Annotated in this window: 23 protein-coding genes; 16 read left to right on the top strand and 7 right to left on the bottom strand. The window is 70.2% G+C overall.

What is annotated here, in order from left to right; all coding sequences use genetic code 11:
- Window positions 1-5: 5 nt before the first annotated feature.
- The gene (locus AB0L97_RS09545; RefSeq protein ID WP_364427352.1) at window positions 6-449 is read right to left on the bottom strand and encodes a nucleoside deaminase; all 444 of its coding nucleotides are present in this window, start codon (window positions 447-449) and stop codon (window positions 6-8) included.
- A 198-nt stretch (window positions 450-647) separates the two neighbouring features.
- Here AB0L97_RS09545 and cobA point away from each other — a divergent pair, with 198 nt between their 5' ends.
- Both cobA and AB0L97_RS09535 read left to right on the top strand, forming a co-directional pair.
- Window positions 648-1,922: a uroporphyrinogen-III C-methyltransferase gene (gene cobA, locus AB0L97_RS09540; protein WP_364427009.1), complete on the top strand. Its 1,275-nt coding sequence runs from the start codon at window positions 648-650 to the stop codon at window positions 1,920-1,922.
- Between the two features lie 335 nt (window positions 1,923-2,257).
- Window positions 2,258-3,718 (top strand): MFS transporter, encoded by a 1,461-nt coding sequence (locus AB0L97_RS09535; protein ID WP_355070065.1) that lies wholly within the window; start codon window positions 2,258-2,260, stop codon window positions 3,716-3,718.
- Window positions 3,719-3,720: 2 nt separating this feature from the next.
- Here the strand turns inward: AB0L97_RS09535 and AB0L97_RS09530 are convergent, their stop codons facing one another.
- From AB0L97_RS09530 to AB0L97_RS09520, 3 genes are all read right to left on the bottom strand, one after another.
- Window positions 3,721-4,134 (bottom strand): PPOX class F420-dependent oxidoreductase, encoded by a 414-nt coding sequence (locus tag AB0L97_RS09530; RefSeq protein WP_355070067.1) that lies wholly within the window; start codon window positions 4,132-4,134, stop codon window positions 3,721-3,723.
- A gap of 61 nt (window positions 4,135-4,195) precedes the next feature.
- Window positions 4,196-5,545, bottom strand: a complete 1,350-nt coding sequence (locus AB0L97_RS09525; RefSeq protein WP_364427004.1) for an aspartate aminotransferase family protein — start codon at window positions 5,543-5,545, stop codon at window positions 4,196-4,198.
- A gap of 9 nt (window positions 5,546-5,554) precedes the next feature.
- Window positions 5,555-7,045 carry a CoA-acylating methylmalonate-semialdehyde dehydrogenase gene (locus AB0L97_RS09520; RefSeq protein ID WP_364427000.1) on the bottom strand — a complete coding sequence of 497 codons (1,491 nt, stop codon included), beginning with the start codon at window positions 7,043-7,045 and terminating at the stop codon, window positions 5,555-5,557.
- A 159-nt stretch (window positions 7,046-7,204) separates the two neighbouring features.
- Here AB0L97_RS09520 and AB0L97_RS09515 point away from each other — a divergent pair, with 159 nt between their 5' ends.
- The gene (locus AB0L97_RS09515) at window positions 7,205-8,800 is read left to right on the top strand and encodes a PucR family transcriptional regulator (protein WP_364426997.1); all 1,596 of its coding nucleotides are present in this window, start codon (window positions 7,205-7,207) and stop codon (window positions 8,798-8,800) included.
- 107 nt (window positions 8,801-8,907) lie between these two features.
- Here AB0L97_RS09515 and yaaA read toward each other — a convergent pair whose 3' ends face one another.
- The gene (gene yaaA / locus AB0L97_RS09510; RefSeq protein WP_364426994.1) at window positions 8,908-9,651 is read right to left on the bottom strand and encodes a peroxide stress protein YaaA; all 744 of its coding nucleotides are present in this window, start codon (window positions 9,649-9,651) and stop codon (window positions 8,908-8,910) included.
- A gap of 58 nt (window positions 9,652-9,709) precedes the next feature.
- Here yaaA and AB0L97_RS09505 point away from each other — a divergent pair, with 58 nt between their 5' ends.
- A complete protein-coding gene (locus AB0L97_RS09505; RefSeq protein WP_364426991.1) occupies window positions 9,710-11,467 on the top strand; it encodes a proline--tRNA ligase in 1,758 nt (585 codons plus the stop codon).
- A 187-nt stretch (window positions 11,468-11,654) separates the two neighbouring features.
- Window positions 11,655-13,406, top strand: coding sequence for an acyl-CoA dehydrogenase family protein (locus tag AB0L97_RS09500; RefSeq protein ID WP_355070079.1), 1,752 nt, complete (start codon window positions 11,655-11,657; stop codon window positions 13,404-13,406).
- Window positions 13,407-13,508: 102 nt separating this feature from the next.
- On the opposite strand, the gene AB0L97_RS09495 is transcribed toward AB0L97_RS09500, so the two are convergent.
- Entirely contained in the window at window positions 13,509-13,943 is a 435-nt protein-coding gene (locus AB0L97_RS09495) for a ferritin-like domain-containing protein (protein WP_355070081.1), read from the bottom strand.
- The gene (locus tag AB0L97_RS09490; protein ID WP_364426987.1) at window positions 13,940-14,536 is read right to left on the bottom strand and encodes a hypothetical protein; all 597 of its coding nucleotides are present in this window, start codon (window positions 14,534-14,536) and stop codon (window positions 13,940-13,942) included. Before AB0L97_RS09490 ends, AB0L97_RS09495 begins: the two co-directional genes overlap by 4 nt.
- Before the next feature lie 160 nt (window positions 14,537-14,696).
- Here AB0L97_RS09490 and rimP point away from each other — a divergent pair, with 160 nt between their 5' ends.
- From rimP to truB, 11 genes are all read left to right on the top strand, one after another.
- The gene (gene rimP, locus AB0L97_RS09485; protein WP_355070085.1) at window positions 14,697-15,362 is read left to right on the top strand and encodes a ribosome maturation factor RimP; all 666 of its coding nucleotides are present in this window, start codon (window positions 14,697-14,699) and stop codon (window positions 15,360-15,362) included.
- Window positions 15,359-16,387: a transcription termination factor NusA gene (gene nusA, locus AB0L97_RS09480; protein WP_355070087.1), complete on the top strand. Its 1,029-nt coding sequence runs from the start codon at window positions 15,359-15,361 to the stop codon at window positions 16,385-16,387. Before rimP ends, nusA begins: the two co-directional genes overlap by 4 nt.
- 122 nt (window positions 16,388-16,509) lie before the next feature.
- A complete protein-coding gene (locus AB0L97_RS09475; RefSeq protein WP_355070089.1) occupies window positions 16,510-16,842 on the top strand; it encodes a YlxR family protein in 333 nt (110 codons plus the stop codon).
- A 106-nt stretch (window positions 16,843-16,948) separates the two neighbouring features.
- Window positions 16,949-19,972, top strand: a complete 3,024-nt coding sequence (infB, locus tag AB0L97_RS09470) for a translation initiation factor IF-2 (protein ID WP_364426981.1) — start codon at window positions 16,949-16,951, stop codon at window positions 19,970-19,972.
- 74 nt (window positions 19,973-20,046) lie between these two features.
- Entirely contained in the window at window positions 20,047-20,337 is a 291-nt protein-coding gene (locus tag AB0L97_RS09465) for a DUF503 domain-containing protein (protein WP_067810001.1), read from the top strand.
- Between the two features lie 88 nt (window positions 20,338-20,425).
- Window positions 20,426-20,869, top strand: coding sequence for a 30S ribosome-binding factor RbfA (gene rbfA / locus AB0L97_RS09460; RefSeq protein ID WP_355070094.1), 444 nt, complete (start codon window positions 20,426-20,428; stop codon window positions 20,867-20,869).
- A 13-nt stretch (window positions 20,870-20,882) separates the two neighbouring features.
- Window positions 20,883-21,884: a bifunctional oligoribonuclease/PAP phosphatase NrnA gene (locus AB0L97_RS09455; protein WP_364426976.1), complete on the top strand. Its 1,002-nt coding sequence runs from the start codon at window positions 20,883-20,885 to the stop codon at window positions 21,882-21,884.
- Window positions 21,885-22,355: 471 nt separating this feature from the next.
- A complete protein-coding gene (locus AB0L97_RS09450) occupies window positions 22,356-23,681 on the top strand; it encodes an MATE family efflux transporter (protein WP_364427349.1) in 1,326 nt (441 codons plus the stop codon).
- 58 nt (window positions 23,682-23,739) lie between these two features.
- Complete coding sequence (locus tag AB0L97_RS09445; RefSeq protein WP_356961411.1) at window positions 23,740-24,699, top strand: metallophosphoesterase; 960 nt, start codon at window positions 23,740-23,742, stop codon at window positions 24,697-24,699.
- Between the two features lie 57 nt (window positions 24,700-24,756).
- Complete coding sequence (npt, locus tag AB0L97_RS09440; protein WP_364426972.1) at window positions 24,757-25,425, top strand: 4'-phosphopantetheinyl transferase Npt; 669 nt, start codon at window positions 24,757-24,759, stop codon at window positions 25,423-25,425.
- Entirely contained in the window at window positions 25,425-26,339 is a 915-nt protein-coding gene (truB, locus tag AB0L97_RS09435; protein ID WP_364426969.1) for a tRNA pseudouridine(55) synthase TruB, read from the top strand. Before npt ends, truB begins: the two co-directional genes overlap by 1 nt.
- Window positions 26,340-26,469: the final 130 nt, after the last annotated feature.

Raw genomic sequence — 26,469 nt, 5'->3', positions numbered from 1 at the left:
TCGGGTCAAGCCTCGAGATCGTCGGCGAATCCGATGTCCTCGTGCCACAGCGCGGGATGCTCGGCGATGAAGCGGGTCATCAGGTCGATGCAGCGCCGGTCTTCCAGGACGGTGACGGCGACGCCGTGCCCGGCGAGCCATTCGTGCCCGCCGGAGAAGGTCTGCGACTCCCCGACCACCACCGAGCCGATGCCGAACTGACGGATCAGGCCGCTGCAATACCAGCACGGCGAAAGCGTGGTGACCATGATGGTGTCGCGGTAATCGCGGCGACGTCCCGCCGCGCGGAAGGCGTCGGTCTCGGCGTGCATGCTGGGGTCGCCGGACTGCACCCGGCGGTTGCGGCCACGCCCGAGCAGGGTGCCGCCCGCGTCGAAGAGGGCGGCGCCGATCGGGATCCCGCCCTCGGCGAGCCCGCGCAGCGCCTCGTCGTAGGCCACGTCGAGCAGTCGTGCCGGTGTCGGCTGCTTCATCGGTCCGCCTTTCCGAGCTGGACGACTACACCGCAACCTACCGCCGCGGACCGCCGAATCGCTTGTTACCGCTGGTCACAGTAGGTTTGCCCGGCCGCGCGGTCGTTGCGTCGTCCGTGCGGGCGTGCCGGTCGATTGCCGGTGCCCGACGGTCACGCCGTAGGCTCGAAACTTGTGCCGAACACGTCAGACGCAACGCAAGAGCAGCCCACCGGCGACCCGAACTACCTGGTCGGGCTCGATCTGCACGGACGGCGTGTCGTCGTGGTCGGCGGTGGGTCGGTGGCGCAGCGCAGGCTGGGCCTGCTGATCGCCTCCGGCGCGGACGTCCACGTCGTGAGTCGTGCCGTCACGCCCGCGGTCGAGGGAATGGCGAGCTCCGGGCAGATCACCGTCACGCTGCGCGATTACGCCGACGGCGACCTCGACGGCGCCTGGTACGCGATCGCGTGCACCGACGAACCCGAGACCAACGCGGCGGTGGTGGCCGAGGCGACCCGGCGGCGGGTCTTCTGCGTGCGGGCCGACACGGCACGGCTGGGCACGGCGGTCACCCCGGCCACCGCGCGCTACGACGGGCTCACCCTCGGTGTGCTCGCGAGCGGGCAGCACCGGCGCTCGGCGGCCGTGCGCAACGCGTTGCTGGAAGCCCTGCAATCCGGTGTCGTGAGCGACGACTCGACGCCGATCGCGCCCGGTGTCGCCCTGGTGGGCGGTGGGCCCGGTGATCCCGACCTGATCACCGTGCGCGGACGGCGGCTGCTGGCCAGGGCGGATCTGGTGGTGGCCGACCGGCTCGCGCCGCCGGAACTGCTCGCCGAGCTCGGGCCCGAGGTCGAGGTGGTCGACGCCGCCAAGATCCCGTACGGACGGGCGATGGCGCAGGAAGCGATCAACAACGCGCTGATCGAAGGCGCGAAGGCGGGCAAGTTCGTGGTGCGGCTCAAGGGCGGCGACCCGTACGTGTTCGGGCGCGGGTACGAGGAGCTGGAGGCCTGTGTGGCCGCCGGGGTCTCGGTCACGGTGGTGCCCGGCGTCACCAGTCCCATCTCGGTGCCCGCCGCGGCGGGTATCCCGGTCACCCATCGCGGCGTCACCCACGAGTTCGTGGTGGTGAGCGGGCACGTCGCGCCGGATCACCCGGATTCGCTGGTGGACTGGCCCGCACTGGCCCGGCTGCGCGGCACCCTGGTGCTGATGATGGCGGTGGAGCGGATCGAACAATTCGCCGCCGCGCTGCTGGAGGGCGGTCGTCCGGAGGGTACCCCCGCCACCGTCATCCAGGAGGGCACGCTGCGCACGCAGCGCGTGCTGCGCGCCGATCTCGGCACGGTGGCCGCCCGGGTTCGCGCCGAGGGCATCCGCCCACCCGCGATCGTGGTGATCGGCCCGACCGCCGGTTTCTCCGCCGACGCGCTCGTTCCGCACGCCGACTCCGCGGCGGGCTAGCGTCCGCGGCGGTGCGGCGATCCGATTCCGCGAGACCATGGCCGCATCGACCGCCGCCCGTCCCGGTCGCGGTGGCACCCGTGCCGGTGGCCGCCCGCCGAGTGCGCGCGTCGTCGCTCGCGGGCCGCCGCCCGATCCGCCCCGCGACGTGCCGCACAGCAGGTCGCTCAGTCGACCGAGGGCTGGCACTGGAGTGGACGAGCCGGAGACCTTTCGGGCCGCCCGGATCACAGGGCGCGCTCCCCGTCGTGTACCCGGCCGGGCCGGTGGGCGGACAAATACGGCAGCGGCATCAATTACAGTGACTCACTGTGCTTCGGAACCCCGCTGCGACGATGCAGTATCCAGTGACGCAGCGGGCCTTCGGGCTCGCGATCCTAGTCCTGAGCGGATTGCAGCTCATGGTCGTGCTCGACGGCACGGTCGTGATCTTCGCGCTGCCGCGGCTGCAAGAGGAAATGGGGTTGTCCAGCGCGGGCAGCGCGTGGACGGTGACCTCCTACGGGCTCACCTTCGCGGGTCTGATGCTGCTCGGCGGCAGGCTCGGTGACGCGTTCGGCCGCAAGCGCATGCTCGTGGTCGGTGTCGCGGTGTTCACGCTGGCCTCGCTGTTGTGCGGATTGGCGCAGAACCAGGCGATGCTGCTCGCCGCGCGGGCCTTCCAGGGCGCGGGCGCGGCCGTCGCGGCGCCGACCGCGTTCGCGCTCGTGGCGACGACCTTCGCGCCGGGCAAGGCACGCAACCAGGCGATCGCGATCGTCGGGTCGATGGTCGGCATCGGCTCCGTCGGCGGCCTCGTGGTCGGCGGCGCGCTGACCCAGTTGTCGTGGCGGTGGATCTTCCTGATCAACGTCCCGATCGGCGCGCTGATCATCCTCGGCGCGGCCTACAAGCTCGCCGACACCGAACATCACCGTTCGGCCCTCGACATCCCCGGCGCGGTGCTCGGCACCTTCGCCTGCGCGTCGATCGTGTTCGGCGCGACCGAGGGGCCGGAGATGGGGTGGGGGCACCCGGCGATCATCGGTTCGCTGATCGCGGGCGTCGTGCTGCTGATCGTCTTCGTGGCGCTGGAACGGCGGGTGGACGACCCGCTGCTGCCGTGGTCGCTGTTCGACAGCCGTGACCGCGTCGCCACCTTCCTGCTGATCTTCCTGGCCGGTGGCGTGCTGGGCGCGATGACCTTCTTCGTCGCCCAGTTCATGCAGAACGTCATCGGGTACGGGCCGCTCAAGGCGGGCGTCGCGGCGATTCCGTTCACCGTCGGCATCGGCATCGGCGGCGCGGTGGCCTCCAAGGCGGCGCTGTACATCGCGCCGCGCTGGCTGCTCGCGGGCGCGGCCGTGGTGCTCGGTGTCGGACTGCTGTTCGGCTCCACCCTCGACGGCGAGGTCATGTACTTCGCCACGCTGCTGCCGCTGCTGGTGGTGATCGGCTTCGGCGTCGGCATCGCCATGGTGCTCGCACCGCTGTGCGTGCTGGTCGGCGTGCCGCCCGCCAATATCGGCCCGCTGGCCGCGGTCGGGCAGATGTTCATGAACCTTGCCACTCCCGTGGCCATCGGCCTGCTCACCCCGATCGCCGCCTCCCGCACCCTCTCGCTCGGCGGCCGCACCGAGAAGGTGGCCGGGATGACGTCCGCGGAGATCGCCGCGCTCGGCAACGGCTACACCCTGGTGCTGTTCGTCTGCGCCTTCGCCGCGTTCGCGGCCGGGCTGGTCGCCCTGACCCTGCGCTTCACCCCGCAGCAACTGGCCATGGCCCAGCACGCCCAAGAAGAAGCCCAGCAGGCCTGAACTCAGAACCTCCCCGCTACTCGACGGGGTGTCACGCGCACGATGACGCGCGGGCCGTCGTTGACGGAGGCGGGGTTGAAGTCCACGTACTTCTGTCCGGTGTACTTCGCCGACAGCTCGTTGGGCAGCGTCTTCTCCGGATCGGGCGTGAGGGTCGCGCTGCCCCGGATCTCCGCGTAGACGTACGGGTTGTCCGGCGGATTGATCAGCACGGTGATGCGCGGGTCGCGCGCGAGGTTCTTGCCCTGCTGGCGATCTGTCGTGGTGGAGAAGAGCAGGTCGTTGCCGTCGCGCTTCAGCCAGATCACGGTCAGGTGCGGCTGCCCGTTGGGGCCGATCGTGGCCGCGGTGGCGAAGACCTTCTCTTCGTCCAGGTACTTCTTCAGTTCGTCGGAGAACTCAGCGGTAGTGGTCACGCTCTGAGCGAACAGCGCCAGACGGCCCCGCATTCCCGTCGGCCGCGAAAGACGCTGTCACTCAGACGGTGTGCCGGTCCGCCGCCGCCAACGCGTGGTCCAGAATCGCCAGCCCCTCCTTCGCCTCGGTCTCGGTGAGCACGCACGGCGGCACGACGTGCAGCCGGTTGAAGTTCACCAGCGGCAGCAACCCGGCCGCCCGGCATGCCGCGACCAGTTCGGTCATCGCCGGGCTCGAGCCGCCGTACGGTGCCAGCGGCTCGCGGGTTTCCCGGTCGCGGACCAGCTCGACCGCCCAGAACACGCCCAGGCCGCGCACTTCGCCGACGCTGGGATGGCGTTGCGCGAGTTCCCGCAGGCCCGGTCCGAGCACGCGGGCGCCGATGTCGGCGGCGTTCTCCACGATCCACTCCTCGCGCATCGCGGTGATGGTGGCCACCGCCGCGGCCGTGGCCAGCGGATGCCCCGAGTAGGTGAGCCCGCCGGGGTAGGCCCGGTCGGCGAAGGTCGCGGCGATGGCCGGACCGATCGCGACCCCGCCCAGCGGCACGTATCCGGAGTTCACGCCCTTGGCGAAGGTGAGCAGGTCCGGCACGACGCCGTCGAAATGCTCGAGGGCGAACCATTTGCCGGTCCGGCCGAAGCCGCACATCACCTCATCGGCGATGAACACGATCCCGTACGCGTCGCACAGGGCCCGCACGCCGGCCAGGTATCCCGGCGGCGGGACCATGATGCCCGCGGTGCCGGGGACCGTTTCGAGCACGATCGCCGCGATCGTCTCCGGACCCTCGAACGCGATGGTCTGCTCGAGATGCGCGAGCGCGCGCTCGGCTTCCTCGGCCTCGGTGGTCGCGTGGAACTGGCTGCGGTACAAGAACGGTCCGAAGAAATGGACCACGCCGCTGCTGCCGTGGTCGTTGGGCCAGCGCCGCGGGTCGCCGGTCAGGTTGATCGCGGTCTCGGTGCCGCCGTGGTAGGAGCGATAACGCGAGAGCACCTTGTAGCGGCCGGTGTGCAGCCGCGCCATCCGCACCGCGTGCTCGACGGCGTCGGCGCCGCCGTTGGTGAAGAAGATCCGGTCGAGGTCGCCGGGAGTGCGCTCGGCGATGAGGCGCGCCGCCTCCGAACGGGCCTCGTTGACGTGCTGCGGCGCGACGGTGCACAGCTTCGCCGCCTGCTGCTGCACGGCCGCGACGACCTTCGGGTGCTGGTGGCCGATGTTGGTGTTGACCATCTGCGAGGAGAAGTCGAGCAGTCGGTTGCCCTCGCCGTCCCACACGTAGCAACCCGCCGCCGCGGTGATCGTCATGAGGTCCCGATGCGCCTGCGCCGACCAGGAGTGGAAGACGTGCCTGCGATCGAGGTCGTCGGCCCGGTCGACCGACGCCCGGGCCTTGCTTTCTGTCATCGCGTCCGCCTACCTGTTCCGGGGGAAGCCGAGGTTCAGTCCACCGTGGCTGGGATCGAGCCAGCGGGTGGTGACCGCTTTGGTGCGGGTGAAGAACCGCACGCCGTCGGCGCCGTGCGCGTGCGCGTCGCCGAACAGCGAGTTCTTCCAGCCGCCGAAGCTGTAGTAGGACATCGGAACCGGGATCGGCACGTTGATGCCGACCATCCCGACTTCGACCTCGTTGTGGAAGCGGCGCGCCGCGCCGCCGTCGTTGGTGAACAGGGCGGTGCCGTTGCCGTAGGGGTTGGCGTTGATCAGCGCCAGCGCGTCGTCGTAGCTGTCGGCGCGCACCACCGACAGCACGGGTCCGAAGATCTCGTCGGTGTAGACGCTCATGTCAGTGGCGACCCGGTCCAGAATCGTCGGACCGAGCCAGAAGCCGTCGGCCGCGCCGTCCGCTTCGACGCCCCGGCCGTCGAGAACCACGGTGGCTCCGGCGGATTCACCCGCCGCGATGTACTCGGCGACCCGGTCGCGGTGCGCCCGGGTGACCAGCGGGCCCATGTCGGCGCCCCGGGTGCCGTCGCCGGTCTTGATGGTCCCGGCCCGCTCGGCGATCTTGCCGACCAGCGCGTCGCCCGCCCCGCCCACGGCGACCACCACGCTGATCGCCATGCACCGCTCGCCCGCCGAGCCGAACCCGGCGTTCACCGCGGCGTCGGCGGCCAGTTCCAGGTCCGCGTCCGGCAGTACCACCATGTGGTTCTTCGCGCCGCCGAGCGCCTGCACCCGCTTGCCCGCAGCGGTGCCGCGCTGGTAGACGTACCGGGCGATCGGCGTCGAGCCGACGAACGAGACGGCCTTGACGCCCGGGTTGTCCAGCAGTTCGTCGACCGCCACCTTGTCGCCTTGCAGCACGGTGAACACCCCCGCGGGCAGTTCGGCTTCGGCCCACAGCCGCGCCAGCCACAGCGACGGGGACGGGTCCTTCTCGCTCGGTTTGAGCACCACCGTGTTGCCCGCTGCGATGGCGATCGGGAAGAACCACATCGGAACCATCGCGGGAAAGTTGAACGGCGAGATGATCGCGACCGGTCCGAGCGGCTGGCGGATGGAGAAGATGTCGACCTTGGTCGAGGCGTTCTCGGTGTAGCCGCCCTGGAGTAGATGCGGTATGCCGCAGGCGAATTCGACGACTTCCAGGCCGCGGCTCACCTCGCCGACGGCATCGGCGACGACCTTGCCGTGTTCGGCGGTGATCAGCCGGGCCAGCTCCTCCTTGCGTTCGTTCAGCAGCTCACGGAACCGGAACAGGATCTGGGTGCGCCGGGTCAGCGAGGTGTCCCGCCAAGCAGGGAAGGCCTTCGCTGCGGAATCGATGGCCGCGCGGGTATCGGCGACGGTCGCCAGCGCGACCTGTCCGGTCACTTCGCCGGTCGCCGGGTTGGTCACCGGGGCCGTCGTCTCGCTGGTGCCTGCGAAAGCTTTGCCGTCGAGCCAGTGCGCGATGGTTTGCATGTCTCCTCGATTCGATCGGTGAGCATCAGCGGTGCCGTGGTTCCCGCCTGGACCGGATCGGGGGCGAGAACGCGGCCTGACTAACACTGTCCGGCATACACCCTTCTCGGTGTGCCGACGATCAGTAAGGAATTCGGGAGCGAGTATTACGATTCGTCAATGCTCCTCTCCGTCGCCGATGTGCTGGCGATGCCGGTGCTGCGTGCCGGTGAACCGGAGGTCGTCGGCGGGGGATCGCTGGCGCGGCCGGTGCGCTGGGTGCACGTGAGCGAGGTGGCCGACGTGGCGCATCTGCTGGTCGGCGGCGAGCTGATCTTGACCACCGGGCAGCCCATGAGCCACGGCGATGCGGCGACGACGCGGTATCTGACCGCGCTGGCCGGTGCGGGCGTGTCGGGACTGGTGGTCGAACTGGGCGACCACGTGCCCGAGGTGTCGCCCGCTGTCGGGGCGACGGCCGACGCGCTGGGGCTTCCTTTGATCGCGCTGCACCGGGTGACCCGATTCGTGGAGATCACCGAGGCGGTGCACCGGGTGATCGTCGCCGAGCAATACGCGGAAGTGGAGTTCGCGCGCACCGTGCACGAGACGTTCACGGAGCTGAGTGTGCGTCGCGCCGCGCTGGCCGAGATCGTGCAGACCGCGGCGGCGATGCTCGACGCCTCGGTGGTGCTGGAGGACCTGGCGCACCGGGTGCTCGCCCTGTCCGCGCGCCACGCGTCCGCCTCGGCGGTGCTGGAGAACTGGGAGGCCACCTCCCGCCTGCTGCCGGACGACTGGAACGCGGTGGCCGTCGGCCCGCACCCGCAGCGCTGGGGACGGTTGATCCTGCGCGCCGACGGCGTGCCGACCGCACGGGCGCGCATGGTGCTCGAACGCGCCGCCCAGACGCTGACGTTGCACCGCATGATCGAGCGGGATCGCTTCGGCCTGCACCGCCAGGCGCAGACCGGACTGATCGACGACCTGGTCAACGGCAGACTGGACGAGCGCGACGCCCTCGCGCGCGCCGCCGCGCTCGGGTTGGCTCGCCGTGCCGTCTACGTGCCGCTGGCCGTCGAGGTCGCCGCGGCGGCCGAGTCCGATCCGCTGGCGGGTCAGCGCCGCACGGCGGGCATCGTGGACGCGGTGACGCACGGGCTGGGGCTGGCCAAGGTGACCGCGCTGGTCGCCCCCGAGCCGGGCGACCGGGTGTCGTTGATCGTCGCGCTGCCCCGGGCCGGTGATCCGGACGAGGCGTTGGCCGCCGCGTGCGCCGCGATGCTCGGCGAGGTCCGGCGCGTCGACGGCGTGCGCGGAGTGGTGATCGGCGCGGGCGCGGTATCCGACACACTGCTGGACACCGCCCACGGCCTCCCGCACGCCGCGCACGTCGCGGACGTCGCGCTCTCGCTGCGAACTTCGGCGTCTCGGCCGTTCTATCGCAGCGGCGACGTGCGGCTGCGCGGACTGCTGTCGCTGATCCGGGCGGAGCCGGGCGTGCAGCGCTTCGCCGAGACCGAGCTGAGCGCGCTGCTGCGCTACGACATCCGCCACGACGCGGATCTGACCCGCACGCTGCGGCAGTTCCTCGATCTCGCGGGCAACAAGACCGAACTCGCCCGCAGGCTCGGAATCAGCCGCCCCACCCTCTACGAACGGCTCGCCCGCATCGCGCGCATCCTCGAAGTCGATCTCGACGACGGCGAGTCCCGCACCTCCCTGCACACCGCGCTGTTGATCCGTGATCTGACGGCGGGTCCGGGTCAGGGGTGATCCCGGTCGCCACGCCGTTGTCGCGCGACCGCGGTTCGCGTAAGACTGGGCCCGAGCCAACCTCGCGGTCGAACTCGCCGCGCTCACCACGGAACAGCCGGACGCGCTCAGGTGATTATCAGAAGTTCGGTGGCAGAGGCGATCTCGGCTCGCAACCCCGCTTTGTCCGCCACCCGTGCGACGCTCCGCACGTCGGCTGGTTCGGCCCTGGTGAGCACGAGGGCACGCGCCAGCAGACCCTTGTGGTGTTTGTTGAAATGACTCACCACCGTGCGCGACCCATCCGGATGCTCGGTGAGGACGTTGGCGGTGATCGCGCCGGGCACCCGCCCCAACTGCTGATAGGTGCCCGAGCGCAGGTCGACGACGAGTTCGCCCGCCGCCTCGGCGTGCAGCGCCGCCGCGAGCTCGTCGCGCCAGACGGCCGAAAGAGTAGGCAGCCCGGGTAGTTTCGAGCCGCCGGACAGACGGTACGCGGGAATCGGGTCACCGGCGCGGACCGCGCCGAACAACGCGGAGCCGATACCGAGCCGGGCATCCGCCTTGGCCCGCTGCGCCTTGGTGAACGAGCGCGCGTCGAGCGCGTCGTAGAGCACGCCGGTGTAGCGCTCCAGCGCGGGCCGCGTCGGCGAGGTGCGCAGCGCGGCGTTGCGGGCGATCTCGCCGTCGGCCCCCTTGCCGAGGCCGAGCGCGTGCCGGGAGCGTTCCGGGTCGGCCGCCAGGCGCACCACTTCCTCGATCAGCCGGGCGCGCACCGCCGTGAGCTGCGGCATCGCCAGCGAGTCCAGGGTGAGCGGCGCCCCGGCGCCGCCGTCGGACTTGGTTTCGGAGGGAGGCAGCAGGACCAGCACGAACGAATACGGTAATGCGCTGGGACCTGCGTCCGGCCAGCGACTACCCTGTGCTTCCGTGATCACCCGCCTCTCCCGCCTGTTCCTGCGCACTCTCCGCGACGATCCCGCCGACGCGGAGGTGCCCAGCCACAAACTCTTGGTCCGTGCCGGCTACGTGCGCCGCGTCGCCCCGGGTGTCTACTCGTGGCTGCCGCTGGGCCTGCGTGTGCTGCGCAAGGTCGAGGACGTGGTGCGCGCGGAGATGGACGCGATCGGGGGGCAGGAGATCTCGCTACCCGCGCTGCTGCCACGCGAACCGTACGAGACCACCAACCGGTGGACCGAATACGGCGACGGCCTGTTCCGGCTGCGCGACCGCAAGGGCGCGGACTACCTGCTCGGGCCCACCCACGAGGAGCTCTTCGCGCTCACCGTGAAGGGCGAGTACAGCTCCTACAAGGACCTGCCGGTCACGCTGTACCAGATCCAGACCAAGTATCGCGACGAGGAGCGCCCGCGGGCGGGCATCCTGCGCGGGCGCGAGTTCGTGATGAAGGACTCCTACTCCTTCGATCTGGACGAGGACGGCCTCAAGGCCAGCTATCACGCGCACCGCCAGGCCTACCAGCGCATCTTCGACCGGCTGCGGGTCAAGTACGTCATCGTGGCCGCCACCTCGGGCGCGATGGGCGGCAGCGCGTCGGAGGAGTTCCTGGCCGACAGCCCGGTCGGCGAGGACACCTACGTGCGCTGCCCGGAATCCGGCTACGCGGCCAACGTGGAGGCGGTGGTCACGCCCGCTCCCGAACCGCTGCCCATCGAAGGACAGCCCGAGGCGGTCGTGCACGACACCCCGGACACTCCCACCATCGCGAGGCTGGTGGACTGGGCCAACGGCGCGGGCATCGCCGAGCGCTACGGTCGCCCCGTCACCGCGGCCGACACCTTGAAGAACGTGATGGTCAAATTGCGCCACCCGGACGGGAAGACCGAGATCGTCGGCATCGGCGTCCCCGGTGACCGCGAGGTCGACGACAAGCGCCTCGGCGCCTCGGTCGAACCGGCTGAGGTCGAGCTGCTCACCGAAGCGGACTTCGCCGAGAATCCGTTCCTGGTCAAGGGCTACATCGGCCCGAAGGCGTTGCAGGCCAACGGCATTCGTTACCTGGTCGATCCCCGCGTCGGCACCGGCACCAGCTGGATCACCGGCGCCGACGAGCCGGGCAGGCACGTCGTCGGCCTGGTCGCGGGCCGCGACTTCGTCCCGGACGGCACCATCGAGGCCGCCGAGGTCCGTGACGGCGACCCCTCGCCCGACGGGCGCGGCACCCTGGTGGCGGCCCGCGGCATCGAGATCGGCCACATCTTCCAGCTCGGCAACAAGTACACCGACGCGTTCGAGGTGGACGTGCTCGGTGAGAACGGCAAGCCCGTGCGGCTGACCATGGGGTCCTACGGCATCGGCGTCTCCCGCATGGTCGCGGTGATCGCCGAGCAGCAGCACGACGACAAGGGGCTGCGCTGGCCCGCGGCGGTCGCGCCCTACGACGTGCACGTCGTCATCGCGAACAAGGACGACGCGGCCCGCGCGGGCGCCGAAGAGGTGGTGTCCGGCCTGCACGCGCAGGGCTTGGACGTGCTCTTCGACGATCGCACCGCCTCGCCGGGCGTGAAGTTCAAGGACGCCGAGCTGCTCGGCATGCCGCTGGTGCTGGTGATCGGCCGCGGCTGGGCCGAGGGCAAGGTCGAACTGCGCGACCGCTTCACCGGCGAGACCGAGGAACTGCCCGCCGCCTCCGCGGTGGACGCGGTGGTGGCCAGAGTTCGCGGCTGACTCGTTTCCCCGAACGGCCCCCGGCAGAAAATGCCGGGGGCCGTTCGCTATCGGCACGAAGGCCGCAGGAGAATGCGCACGCGGGAACGGGGACGGTGTCCACCTACGCGACCGTAACCTGAATTCGCTGGTCACAGATCCGCAGACCTCGTCCACGCTGCTGTTACCCGCTGGTAAGTTAACCCGCATGACAAACACCGACGTGCGGTTGTTCAACCCCGCCACCTATGATCCGCAGCAGTTCGACGCCGAGACGCGGCGCCTGCTGCGCGCCACGATCGAGTGGTTCGAGGGGCGGGGCAAGCAGCGTCTGCTCGCCGACGACGCGAATGCGGTGTGGACCGCGGACTTCCTCGACTTCGTGAAGAAGGAGAAGTTGTTCGCCACCTTCCTGACCCCCGCGGCGTACGCCGACGGTGACCCGGACCGCCGCTGGGACGCCGCGCGCAACGCGGCGCTGTCGGAGATCTTCGGCTTCTACGGTCTGGCGTACTGGTACGCCGAGCAGGTGACCATCCTCGGTCTCGGCCCGATCTGGCAGAGCGACAACGAGGCGGCCAAGAAGCGCGCGGCCGCCGACCTGGCCGCGGGTGAGGTGATGGCGTTCGGTCTGTCCGAGCAGACCCACGGCGCCGACATCTACAACACCGACCTGGTGCTGACCCCGACCGAGCCGGGAAGCGCGGACGCCGAAGCCGGAATCCTCTTCCGCGCCAACGGCGAGAAGTACTACATCGGCAACGGCAATGTGGCCAGCATGGTGTCGGTGTTCTCCCGCCGCGCCGACCTCGAAGGCGCCGACGCGTACGTCTGGTTCGCCGCCGACTCCCGGCACGAGAACTATCGCCTGCTCGGCAACGTCGTGCACCAGCAGATGTACGTGAGCACCTTCCGGCTGGAGAACTACCCGGTGCGCGCGGAGGACATCCTGCACACCGGCCCCGAGGCGTTCTCCGCGGCGCTGAACACCGTGAACGTGGGCAAGTTCAATCTGTGCCACGGCGGGATCGGCATGGTCGAGCACTCCTTCTACGAGGCGATCACCCATGCGAACAACCGCGTCCTCTACGGCAACCCGGTCACCGAATTCCCGCACGTGCGGGCGAATTTCGTCGACGCCTACGCGCGCATCATCGCGATGAAGCTGTTCAGCGACCGCGCGATCGACTACTTCCGCGGCGCGAGCCTGGAGGATCGCAGGTACCTGCTGTTCAACCCGATGACGAAGTCCAAGGTGACCTCCGAGGGCGAAACCGTCATGACGCTGCTGCTGGATGTGCTGGCCGCCAAGGGATTCGAGAAGAACACCTACTTCGCCGAGGTGCAACGGCTGATCAGCACGCTGCCCCGGCTCGAGGGCACGGTGCACGTGAACGTCGGGCAGATCCTGAAGTTCATGCCCAACTATCTGTTCGACCCGCAGGACTACCCGGAGATCGGCACCCGGCAGGACGCGGCCGACGACGCGTTCTTCTGGCGCCAGGGCCCGGCGCGGGGCGCGGGCAAGGTGCGCTTCGCCGACTGGGCGCCGATCTACGACAAGCACGCCGACATCCCGAATGTGAGCCGGTTCTACGAGCAGGCGCAGGCGCTGCGCACGCTGCTGACCACGGCGGCACCGGACGCCGCGCAGCAGAAGGACCTGGACTTCATGCTGACCATCGGCCACCTGTTCTCCCTGGTGGTCTACGGGCAGCTGATTCTGGAGCAGGCCGCGATCACCGGCTTGGACCGCGACCTGATCGACCAGATCTTCGACTTCCAGGTCCGCGACTTCAACGGCTACGCCACCGCGCTGTACGGCAAGCCGTCGGCCACGCCGGACCAGCAGGGCTGGGCGGCATCCGCGTTGCGGCCGCCGGTCGCCGATCGCCCGCGCTTCGACCGGGTGTGGGCCGAGGTCGCGTCCTACGACGGCGCGTACGAGATGCGGCCGTAGGTCGGTTGTCGAGCGAACGGCGGCCCGGGTCGCCCGCGGCCGCCGTTCGCGTCGTCTCCTTTGCGGCGCATCAGATCTCGGGCAGTCGATCAGGTCGACGGGTCAGGCTTTGCCAGGAAACGCGACCGTGGGCGGATTCGCGCCGAGAATCGACTGCCACGCGGCCAGCCGGACGGCGGCCTCGGTGAGCGCTTCGACACCGGTGCGCCGGATGGCCATGGAGTCACCGCGCTCGACCACCGACCGCCAGGCCACGGCGGTGTCGGACTCGACCGTCACGGCCAGCTTGGCGGCCGAGATCGGATCGGTCACGGCGAACGGCACCGTGTAGGCCGCGTCCGGCGGCGGCGCCGTCGCGCCGCCCAGAGCGAGGGCGTCCACCGTGGTGTCGCGGCGAGCCCGGTGCGCGGCGGTGTGCTCGGCGACCAGCCTGGTGCGCTCGGAGGAGGCGTAGGCGGCGATCACCCCGTAGGCGTACACCGCGCCGTATTCGGCGTTCAGCGCGCCGATGAGCGCTCGGCGTTCGTCCTCGGTCATGCCAGCAACACCCCCGTCTGCACCGCGCAGGCCGCGCTGATCGAAGCGAGCAGACCGGCCCGATAGCCGGTCAGGGCGCGGGCGAGTTCGGCCGCCGATCTCTGGGAGGCGGTGAGCTGCGTGCGCAGCGTCTCGACGCTCGGCGGCGCGGTGGGCGGCACGGCGCTGCCCGAAGCCACGGCCGACGGGCCGGACGCACCGGCGCGGGTGCGGTGCGCCGGTTTGGTGCCGTCGGCGTAGACGCCGATCGCGCGGTCGATCTCGGTGCGCAAGGCGTCGGCGTGGGCGGTGCGCTCGGCCGCGATCGCCGCCAACGCGGCGTGCCGGTCGGGCGCGACGGCGATGGCCGCGGTCGCCGCCGCGGCGTCGGAGCGGGCCGCGACCTCTTGTGCGGCAAGCGGATCCGGCTCGTGGACCACGTCGTCACCGGTGCAGCCGACCAGCGCGCCGAGGGCGAGCACCCCGGCCGTTCCGCCGCCGGCGAGACGTAGCGCGCTGCGACGATCCAGGGCGGCGCGGCGGGGCTCGTGCCGGTCGGAGGGCATGCCGGTAGTGCGCCCGGCACGCGGCGGGGCGGGAAGGCGGATGGGCACGGCACTATCGTGCCAGACTCGCGGGGCGTCGCCGGACGAGCATCGGCCGTGGCGTGCGGACTCCGAGACCGCTGGTCCTTTACACTCTCGTGGCGCGTTACGCTAGACCTTCGGTAGAGAAATTTCCCGCCGCGTCACAACTGAACCAGGAGCCGCCCACATGCCGATGCCGACCGAGGAAAGGGTGAGCCAGCTAGTAGCTGGTCTCGTCGAACGCCGAGGATTCGATCTCGAGGGCGTCGAGATCTCGACGGCGGGCACGCGCGTGGACGCGCAGGCTCGGGTGCAGGTGACCGTGGACCGCGACACCTCCGATCTGGACTCCCTGGCGACTCTGAGTACGGAGCTGTCGGCGCTGCTGGACGACGCGGGGGAGTTCGGCGAGACGCCCTACCTGCTGGAAGTCACGACCCCCGGGATCGACCGCCCGTTGACCGCCGACCGGCACTGGCGTCGGGCGCGCGGGCGGAAGGTGCGCGTGCGACTACGCGAAGGCGCACAGCCGCCGGAGGGGTCGGCGACCTTCGAGGCCAGGGTCGGCGCGCTCACCGGTGATTCGGTGGCGCTGGTGCTCGGCGGCAAACGCGACCCGCACCGGGTGACGGTCCCGCTCGCCGACATCGCCACGGCCGTCGTCCAAGTCGAGTTCTCCCCGCCGAGTGCTCGAGAGCTGGAACTCACGGGCGGAGTCGTTCCGGGGCGGCCCGCTCCGGGTGCGGACGACGCGGTGGCGGTCGAGGACGCCGCGCAGCTCCGAGGAACACCGAATGCACTGTCCGAATCCGTAACAGCGTCCGATTCGCCGACCGAAGGGATCGTGGAATGAACATCGAAATCGAAGCCCTGCGCGCGATCGTCGCCGACAAGGGGATCTCGATCGAGACCGTGATCTCCGCGATCGAGTCGGCGCTGCTCACCGCGTACCGCCACACCGAGGGCCACCAGCCCAACGCGCGCATCGACATCAACCAGAGGACCGGCGTGGTCCGGGTGATGGCGCGCGAGGTGGACGCCGACGGCAACGTGATCTCCGAATGGGACGACACCCCGGAGGGGTTCGGCCGGATCGCGGCGACCACCGCCAGGCAGGTCGTACTGCAGCGGCTGCGCGACGCGGAGAACGAGAAGTCCTTCGGCGAGTTCTCCACCCACGAGGGCGACATCGTCGGCGGTGTGGTGCAGCGCGACGCGCGCGCCAACGCCCGCGGCACCATCGTGGTGCGCATCGGCAGCGAACTGCACGGCGCGGAGGGCTTGATCCCGCCCGCCGAGCAGGTGCCCGGCGAGACCTACGAGCACGGCGACCGGATCAAGTGCTACGTCGTCGGGGTCTCCCGTGGGCCGCGTGGACCGCAGATCACGCTGTCGCGCACCCACCCGAATCTGGTGCGGCGCCTGTTCGCGCTGGAGGTGCCGGAGATCGCCGACGGCTCGGTGGAGATCGTCGCCGTGGCGCGCGAGGCGGGGCACCGATCCAAGATCGCCGTGCGCACCACGGTGCCCGGCGTCAACGCCAAGGGCGCCTGTATCGGGCCCATGGGACAGCGCGTGCGCAACGTGATGAGCGAACTGGCCGGCGAGAAGATCGACATCATCGACTACGCCGACGATCCGGCGACCTTCGTCGGCAATGCGCTCTCGCCGTCGAAAGTGGTTTCGGTCACTATCGTCGACCCGGAGGCAAGGGCGGCCCGCGTAGTGGTCCCCGATTTCCAGCTTTCCCTGGCGATCGGCAAGGAGGGGCAGAACGCCCGCCTGGCCGCGCGGCTGACCGGCTGGCGCATCGATATCCGCAGCGACGCCGCGCCCGACATGGGCGGATCCGTTCGGACGGAGGCGCATCGCAGTTGACCGGAGCCCGCCCGCGGAGTGCTCGGGATGACAGGTTCGTAACTTCCGCGGGGGAGGGGTTCGGCGTTCCGAGCGTGGCAGCGGTAGAGTGGTCCAAGGTTCAGTCCGAGTCTTCGGTTTCCATGCCCGACCGCACCACCGAGCAGCACCAGGCGCCCCGGCGCCGAGCGGCTCCGGTACGGACGTGTATCGGGTGCCGGAAGCGCGAGCTGGCCGTCGATCTGTTGCGGATCGTGGCTCGGGACCGTGAGACCGGAGACGGCTCCCACGTCATCGAGATCGTTCCCGATCCGCGGCGCAGACTTCCCGGACGGGGTGCCTGGCTGCACCCCCTTTCGGCTTGTCTGCGCGCGGCAGAGCGGCGCCGAGCGATCGGCAGAGCACTACGAGTGTCCGGACATCTGGATATCTCAGCCCTGGAGCATTACCTCGAGAACAGGCACGAGCACTCATGAGCACACCGTGAAGTACCAACGATGAACGTCCATCGGAGATAACCCGAGGTCGTGCGGGCCGCCGTCCCCAACGGTGGCGCTGCTCGGCCTCTCAGTGAGGAGAGCAGTGGCAGGCAAGGCCCGCGTGCACGAGTTGGCAAAAGAACTCGGTGTCACGAGCAAGGAACTACTCGCAACGCTCAAGGAGCAGGGCGAGTTCGTGAAGTCGGCGTCCTCGACGGTGGAAGCTCCCGTCGCCCGCCGGCTGCGTGAGTCGTTCGCGGCGAAATCCGCCCCGTCCAACGGCAACAAGCCGGGTGCACGCCCCGGACCGTCCGGTCGTCCGGCCCCCAAGCCCGCGGGCGGAGGCCCGCGTCCAGGTCCCCGTCCGTCGGCGCCCACTCCGGCGCCCACCGCGCAGGAGACCGCGGCCCCGGCCGCGCGTACCGGTGAATCCCCGGCCGTGAAGCCGGGCCCCGCCGCGCGTCCCGGACCGGCCCCGGCGCCCAAGCCCGCCGCCCGGGAATCGATCAACCCGCAAGCCGCCGCGGCTTCGGGCGCGAGCGCGAGTTCCGCGCCCGCTCCGGCCGGTCCGCGTCCGACGCCGGGCGGCCCGCGCCCCGGGCAGCAGCAGCGTCCCGGCGGCCCCGGCCAGGGTGGACATCGCCCGGGTGGCGCGGCTCCCGGCCCGCGTCCTGGGCCGAAGACCCCGCGCGTCGGTAACAACCCCTATTCCTCGGCTCCCGAGCGTCCCGCGCCGCGTCCGGCCCCCGGTCAGGGTGGCCCGCGTCCCGGCCCGTCCCAGGGTGGTCCGCGTCCCGGCCCCGCTCAGGGTGGTCCGCGTCCCGGTCCGTCCCAGGGTGGTCCGCGTCCCGGCCCCGCTCAGGGTGGCCCGCGTCCGGCGCCCGGCCCTGGTGGTCCGCGTCCCGGCGGCCCGCGGCCGAGCCCCGGCTCGATGCCGCCTCGTCCGAATCCCGGCGCGATGCCGTCGCGTGCGGCGCGTCCCGGCGGCGCCGGAGGCCCCGGTGCGGGTCGTCCCGGTCGTCCCGGTGGCGCCGGTGCCGGTCGTCCCGGTGGCGGCGGTGGCGGCGGCTACCGCGGTGGCGGTGGCGGCGCTCCCGGTGCGGGTGCGGGTGCGCCCGGTGCCGGTGGTGCGGCCGGTGGCTTCCGCGGTCGTCCCGGTGGCGGCGGTGGCGGCGGCGGTCGTCCTGGCGGTCCCGGTGGCCGCGGTGGTGCGGCAGGCGCGTTCGGCCGTCCCGGTGGCGCGCCCCGGCGTGGCCGCAAGTCGAAGCGGCAGAAGCGGCAAGAGTACGACTCGATGCAGGCGCCCGCCGTCGGCGGCGTGCGGCTGCCGCGCGGCAACGGCGAGATCATCCGGCTCGCTCGCGGCGCGTCGCTGTCGGACTTCGCCGAGAAGATCGATGCGAACCCGGCCGCGCTGGTGCAGGCCCTGTTCAACCTCGGTGAGATGGTCACCGCGACCCAGTCGGTGAACGACGAGACCCTCGAGCTGCTGGGCAGCGAGATGAACTACGTCGTCCACGTGGTCAGCCCCGAGGACGAGGACCGCGAGCTGCTGGAGTCGTTCGACCTCACCTATGGCGAGGACGAGGGCGGCGAGGAAGACCTCGAACAGCGTCCGCCGGTGGTGACCGTCATGGGTCACGTCGACCACGGTAAGACCCGCTTGCTGGACACCATCCGCAAGGCGAACGTCCGCGAGGGCGAGGCAGGCGGCATCACCCAGCACATCGGCGCCTACCAGGTGCTCACCCACCTCGGCGACGAGGACCGGCTGATCACCTTCATCGACACCCCGGGTCACGAGGCGTTCACCGCCATGCGCGCCCGTGGTGCGAAGGCCACCGACATCGCGATCCTGGTGGTCGCCGCCGACGACGGCGTCATGCCGCAGACGGTGGAGGCGATCAACCACGCGCAAGCGGCCGACGTGCCGATCGTCGTGGCGGTCAACAAGATCGACAAGGAAGGCGCCAACCCGCAGAAGGTGCGTCAGCAGCTCACCGAGTACGGCCTGGTCGCCGAGGAATACGGCGGCGAGACCATGTTCGTCGACATCTCCGCCAGGCAGAACATCAATATCGATGCGCTGCTCGAGGCGGTCCTGCTGACCGCGGACGCGGCGCTGGACCTGCGGGCCAACCCGGACATGGACGCGCAGGGTGTGGCCATCGAGGCGCACCTCGACCGTGGCCGCGGCCCGGTGGCGACCGTGCTCATCCAGCGCGGCACCCTGCGGGTCGGCGACTCGATCGTGGCGGGAGACGCCTACGGCCGAGTGCGCCGGATGGTCGACGAGCACGGCGACGACGTCGAGGCGGCGCTGCCGTCGCGGCCGGTTCAGGTCATCGGCTTCACGTCGGTGCCCGGCGCGGGTGACAACCTGCTCGTGGTCGACGAGGACCGGATCGCCCGGCAGATCGCCGATCGGCGCAACGCGCGCAAGCGCAACGCGCTGGCCGCACGCAGCCGCAAGCGGATCAGCCTGGAAGATCTGGATGCCGCGCTGAAGGAAACCAGCGAGCTGAACCTGATCCTCAAGGGCGACAACTCGGGTACGGTCGAGGCCCTCGAAGAGGCGCTGCTCGGGATTCAGGTGGGCGACGAGGTGCGGCTGCGGGTGATCGACCGCGGCGTCGGTGGCGTCACCGAGACCAACGTCAACCTCGCTTCGGCGTCGAACGCGATCATCATCGGATTCAACGTCCGCGCCGAGGGCAAGGCGACCGAGCTGGCCAACCGTGAGGGCGTCGACATCCGGTACTACTCGGTGATCTACCAGGCCATCGACGAGATCGAGAAGGCCCTCAAGGGCATGCTCAAGCCGATCTACGAAGAGGTCGAGCTGGGGCGGGCCGAGATCAGGGCGATCTTCCGTTCGTCGAAGATCGGCAACATCGCCGGTTGCATGGTCACGTCGGGCTCGGTCAAGCGCAACGCCAAGGCGCGCCTGCTCCGGGACAACGTGGTGATCGCCGAGACGATGTCGATCTCGTCGCTGCGCCGGGAGAAGGACGACGTCACCGAGGTCCGCGAGGGCTTCGAATGCGGTATGACGGTCACCTACTCCGACATCAAGGAAGGCGACATCATCGAGGCCTACGAACTGCGCGAGAAGCCGCGCGACTGATAGACCGAGACGAGTCCGGGCGCCGCGCGAAGTGCGCGGCGCCCGGCGGGTCTTCCTGACTGGGGAGGGTGTGGGTGTACCTGGGTGCACTGGAGTTCGACCTGCTGCTCGGCGATGTGCATTCACTGAAACAGAAGCGCTCGGTGATCCGGCCTATCCTGGCCGAATTGCAGCGTTTCGGTGTGAGTGCCGCCGAAGGCGGGGAACACGATCTATACCGTCGTTCGCTGCTGGGCGTGGCCATGGTCAGTGCGGGCATGGATCATCTGACCGAGGTGCTGGACAAATGTGAACGGCACGTCGCGGCCCGTCCGGAGTTACAGTTGCTGGCGGTGCGCCGCCGAATCTTCGGGCCCGAGGACTGACCGCGGCGCAGCGACGGAGCTCGGGTGGCGGCCGCGAGCCACGCTCCGACCGCCATCGAACAGAGTTGATAGTGAGGAGGAAACGGCCATGGTGGATCAAGCCAGGGCACGCCGACTCGCCAAGCGGATCTCCTCGATCGTCGCGACCGCGATCGAATACGAGGTGAAGGACCCGCGGCTGCGTTTCGTGACCGTGACCGACGCCAAGGTCACCGGCGATCTCCGGGAGGCGACGGTGTACTACACCGTGATGGGTGAAACCCTCGACGCCGAACCGGATTACGACGGTGCGGCGGCCGGACTGGAGAAGGCCAAGGGAGTTCTGCGCTCCAAGGTGGGCGCGGGAACCGGGGTGAAGTTCACCCCGACGCTGGCATTCGTACTGGACACCGTGCCCGACGCGGCACGGCAGATGGAGGAACTGCTCGCCAGGGCGCGGGCCGCGGACGACGAGGTCGCCAAGGTGGCCGCCACCGCCAGGCCCGCGGGCGACGCCGACCCCTACAAGATCGAACGCGACGCCGACGAGTGACATGCGGTAGTCGATGACGACGATGCGAGAAACGGCCGGCTTGGACACGGCCGTGGCGGCGCTCGACGCCGCGCGCTCGGTGACCATCGTCTGCCATGTGCAGCCCGATGCGGACACCATAGGAAGTGGTCTGGCGCTGGCGCTGGTGCTGCACCGGCGCGGCGTCCCGGTGCAGGTGTCGTTCGCCGAGCCGGCGGAATTGCCCGTATCGATGCGGTCGCTGCCCGGCGTAAGGCACCTGGTGGCGCCCGCCGAAGTGCGCGCCGAGGTCGACCTGCTGGTAGCGGTCGACTGCGGCAGCGCGGGCAGGCTCGGTGCGCTTGTCGACCGATTGTCCGGTGCCGCAACGACGCTGGTGATCGATCACCATCGGTCGAACACGAGGTTCGGAGCGATCAACGTGGTCGATCCCGCCGCGGAGTCCACCACGAGCCTGATCGCGCGACTGCTCGACGCGTGGGGTGTGCCGATCGATGCGGACGTGGCGCATTGCCTGTACGCCGGTCTGGTCACCGACACGGGTTCGTTCCGGTGGGTGCGGCCGGGTACCCACGAACTGGCGGAGCGGCTGCTGGCCACCGGAATCGACGGCGCGCATATCGCCCGCACCTTGATGGACACGCACCCGTTCGGATGGCTGCCCATGTTGGCGCGGGTGCTCGGGACGGCGCAGCTCGTCCCGGGGGCGCGCGGCGGCGTCGGATTGGTGTACGCGTTCGTGCGGCGCGACGACATCGACGACGTGCGTTCGGAGGAAGTCGAGAGCGTCATAGATATCGTGCGCACGACCGCCGAAGCGGGAATCGCCGCGGTGTTCAAGCAATCTCGTGTGGTGCCGGATCGGTGGACGGTATCGCTGCGCTCACGGGACAGCGGAGCGTGTGCGGGCGACGGGGTGGACGTCGCAGAGGTGGCCACGACACTGGGTGGTGGTGGGCATCGCTTCGCGGCCGGGTACACCGCACACGGCGCGCCCGAGGACCTGATCGGCGCGCTGCTGACCGCGCTCGGATGATCGTGTTCGATCATCGGCGAATGCCGGGTCGGCTCTCACCAAAACGTTCCGGTCCGACGGGTTTCGAGTGCTGAGGCCGAATTCGTCGTCCGGACGGGTCGACGGATCGACCGGGGCGGTGTGCGGATGCGGCGCACTCTCGGCGTGTGCGGGGCGCCCCGCGTTCGTGCCCGGTGCCCTGCGGGCGTTTGCCTGTCGAGTGGCGCTGGAAGTCGAGCCGGTTCGCCCGCCTCGCCATCCGAGCCTGGTTCGGCGTCGTGCCACACATCCGGAATCACCGGTGATGCGACCCTCTCCGCGACCGGAGCCGGACGCCGCCGAGTTTGTCGGTGGGCCGTGCCAAGGTGGGAGCCGGATCGCAACGACGGTGGTCTCGAAGGACGACATGCGGGGGAGGTGTTCGTGAGCGCGCGGGGTTGTAGTGGGGCGGATATCGGTGACCCGGTCCTGCGCGCGAGCGAGCCGGAAACTATCGACCGGGCCGCCGCCGCCGGGCCCAAACGCATTCTCGGCCTCGCGGTGCCCACCCTCGGTGTACTGGTCGCCGAACCGATCTACCTGTTGTTCGACTTGGCCGTGGTCGGCAGGCTCGGCGCGCTCGCGCTGGCCGGGCTCGCCGTGGGCGGGTTGATCCTCGCGCAGACGAGTTCGCAGCTGACCTTCCTGTCCTATGGCACCACCGCGCGCTCGGCGCGCCGTCACGGCGCGGGCGACCATCAAGGAGCCGTCGCCGAGGGCGTGCAGGCCACGTGGATCGCGGTGGCCGTCGGCGTCGCGATCCTGCTGCTGGTCCAAGCGTTCGCCGTGCCGGTGACCAGCGCCATCGCGGGCGGTGGTGACATCGCGGCGCAGGCGCTGGACTGGGTGCGGATCGCGCTGTTCGGCGTGCCGCTGATCCTGATCTCCATGGCGGGGAACGGGTGGCTGCGTGGCGTCCAGGAGACGCGCAGGCCGTTGGTCTACGTCGTCGCCGGACTCGGGGTGTCGGCGGTGCTCTGCCCGGCGCTGGTGCACGGACTGTTCGGCGCACCGCGCCTGGGTCTGCCGGGCTCGGCCGCGGCGAACGTGGCGGGTCAGATCGTCACCGCGGTCCTGTTCCTGAACGCGCTGATCCGCGAGGAGGTTTCCCTCGCCCCGCATTGGTCGGTGATGCGTGCCCAGCTCGTCCTCGGACGCGACCTGATCGTCCGCAGTTTCGCCTTCCAGGCGTGCTTCGTCTCGGCAGCTGCCGTCGCCGCGCGTTTCGGCGCCGCGTCGGTAGCGGCCCACCAGTTGGTGCTGCAACTGTGGAACTTCCTGGCGCTCGCCCTGGACGCGCTGGCCATCGCCGCGCAGACGCTCACGGGCGCGGCTCTGGGCGCGGGTGATGCCACCGGCGCCCGAGGGATCGCCCGGCGCGTGACCCGCTGGTCGGAGATCTTCAGCCTGGGGCTCGCCGCCTGCTTCGCGGCGGGGGCGGTGGCGATCCCCGCGCTGTTCACCGATGACCCGGACGTGCTGGAGCGCGCGCACGTGGTGTGGTGGTTCTTCGTCGCGCTCATTCCGGTGGCGGGCATCGTCTTCGCGCTCGACGGCGTCCTGCTCGGAGCCGGTGACGCGGCCTACCTGCGCACCACCACGCTCGGAGCGGCCCTGCTCGGCTTCCTGCCCGCTATCTGGTTGTCGCTGGCCTTCGACTGGGGCGTCGCCGGAATCTGGTCCGGCCTCGCCGCGTTCATGCTGTTGCGGCTGATCGCCGTCGCGGGGCGGGCGCTGTCGGGCCGGTGGGCCCTGGTCGGCGCCGAAGTACCGAGGTGAGCGACACCCGGCTCGGCCGGTGCGCGCGAATCCGAAACGATGTGCCAAGGTAGGTGTGGTGATACCCAAGTTGATGGCGGTGAGCGACATTCATGTCGGGCACCAGGGGAATCGGCCGGTCGTCGAGCAGATCAAGGCGGACTCGCCGGAGGACTGGCTCATCGTGGCCGGCGACGTGGGGGAGAAGACCGAGGACATCCGGTGGGCGCTGGAGCTGCTGCGCCGTCGGTTCGCCAAGGTGATCTGGGTGCCGGGCAATCACGAGCTGTGGACGACGGCCAAGGACCCGGTGCAGATGGTCGGGGTGGCACGCTACGACTACCTGGTGTCGATCTGCCGCGACCTGGATGTGTTGACGCCGGAGGATCCGTTTCCGGTGTGGCAGGGCGCGGGCGCGGAAGAGCACGGCGGAGCGGTCACGCTGGTTCCGATGTTCCTGTTGTACGACTACTCGTTCCTGCCGGAAGGAGCCACCACCAAAGCGGAGGGCCTGGCGATCGCGCGTGAGCGCAACGTGGTGGCCACCGACGAATTCCTGCTCTCGCCGGATCCGTACCTGACCAGGGACGCGTGGTGCCACGCCCGGGTGCAGGTGACCAAGCGCAAGCTCGACGCGCTCGCCCCGGGCACCCCGATCGTCCTGATCAACCATTTCCCGCTGGTGCGGCAGCCGACCGACGTGCTGTTCTACCCGGAGTTCGCGCTGTGGTGCGGCACCGAACTCACCGCGGACTGGCACACCCGCTACAACGTGGTCTGCTCGGTCTACGGTCACCTGCACATCCCGCGGACCTCGCACTACGACGGCGTCCGATTCGAGGAGGTCTCGCTCGGCTACCCGCGCGAGTGGCAGCGCCGCGGCCTGCCCGAGCGATTGCTGCGCCAGATCCTGCCGACCCCGCAGTATCCGCCGGGCACGCTGAACAAGTGGGGCGGACACTTCCAGGTGACTCCCGAGATGGAAGCCGCCGCCGCGGAGATGCGCAGCAAAGCGCAGCAGCGGCGCGGGCTGGCGTAGTCCCACGCACATGGCGCTGCGATCCCACCCGGTGCGGCTCGACTACGCTCGTCGGTGATGATCGAGAAAATTCTGCCCGCGGGTGTGGCCTCGGCCGAGTTGCTGGCGTACCCGGAGGATCTGCGGCCGCATCCGGCGGAGGAGCATCTCATCGCCAAGTCGGTGGAGAAGCGGCGCCGTGACTTCATCGGCGCGCGGCATTGCGCCCGCCTTGCGCTCACGCAACTCGGCGAGCAGCCGGTCGCGATCGGCAAGGGCGAGCGCGGCGCTCCGGTGTGGCCGCGCGGAATCGTCGGCAGCCTGACCCACTGCGACGGCTACCAGGCCGCCGCGCTCGGTCACAAACTGCGGTTCCGTTCCATCGGCATCGACGCCGAGCCGCACGCCACCCTGCCGGACGGCGTACTGGACTCGGTCAGCCTGCCGCCGGAGCGGGAATGGCTGAAGACCACCGAGTCCGAATTGCACCTGGACCGGTTGCTGTTCTGCGCCAAAGAGGCCACCTATAAGGCGTGGTTCCCGCTGACGCTGCGCTGGCTCGGCTTCGAGGACGCGCACATCACGTTCGAGATCGAGGACAGCTCCGCCGCTTCCGGGCGCGGAAGCTTCCATACCGAACTGCTGGTGCCGGGGCAGACCACCGACGGCGGCACGCCGCTGATCGCGTTCGACGGTCGTTGGCTGATCACCGACGGGTACATCCTGACAGCGATCGCGCACGTCTGATGGACGGACTCGGCGGGCTGCTCGTCATCGACAAGGCCGGTGGCTGGACCAGTCACGACGTCGTCGCGAAATGCCGGAAGCTGCTGCGCACCAAGAAGATCGGCCACGCGGGCACGCTCGATCCGATGGCGACCGGTGTGCTGGTGCTCGGCGTGGAACGCGCGACCAAACTGCTCGGCCTGCTCACCTTGACCACCAAGGCGTACACCGCGACCATCCGGCTGGGGCAGGCGACCAGCACCGACGACGCCGAGGGCGAGGTGCTGGCCACGACACCGGCCGGTCATCTCGCCGACGCCGACATCGCCACGCGCACAGCCGAACTGACCGGGAACATCGAGCAGGTGCCCGCCACCGTCAGCGCGATCAAGGTGAACGGCGAACGTGCCTATGCCCGCCACCGTGCGGGCGAGGACGTGCAGTTGGCCGCCCGCCCGGTCACGGTGTCGCGGTTCGACGTGCTCACGCGGCGCGATGTCGGCGATTTCGTCGACCTGGACGTGGTGGTCGAATGTTCCTCGGGCACCTACGTGCGCGCGCTGGCCAGAGACCTGGGCGCCGGGCTCGGCGTCGGCGGCCACTTGACCGCGTTGCGCCGCACCAGCGTCGGGCCGTTCACGCTCGAGCGTGCACGCACCTTGGACGATCTGGCCGCCGCCGCTGAGTCCGGCGTGCCGCCACTGAGCCTCGATATCGATGCCGCGGTGCGAACGGCGTTCCCGCGCCGCGACATCGATGACAAGCAGGCCGACGACCTGCGCAACGGACGCTGGCTCGCTCCGGCCGGAATGCCCGGCGTCTACGCCGCCATCGATCCGGAAGGCCGCGCTATCGCACTGCTCCGGGAATCCGGTAATCGCGCGTCCTCGGTGATGGTCGTCCGCCCCGCCAATCTCCCGGGCGATAGTGGTTGACCACCTCGCGGCGCTTGCTCGGCACTGTGCAATGCTCGCACCTGCCCGTGCCGCAGGATTCGAGCCTCGTCTGCTGATTTCCGTGACCGGCTCCGGCCCGCCGAGGGGGTTCATCGCATAATCCCACCGC

Source organism: Nocardia sp. NPDC051911 (assembly GCF_040681035.1).
Lineage (GTDB): Bacteria > Actinomycetota > Actinomycetes > Mycobacteriales > Mycobacteriaceae > Nocardia > Nocardia sichangensis.
This window is presented reverse-complemented; position numbering and strand designations above follow the sequence as displayed.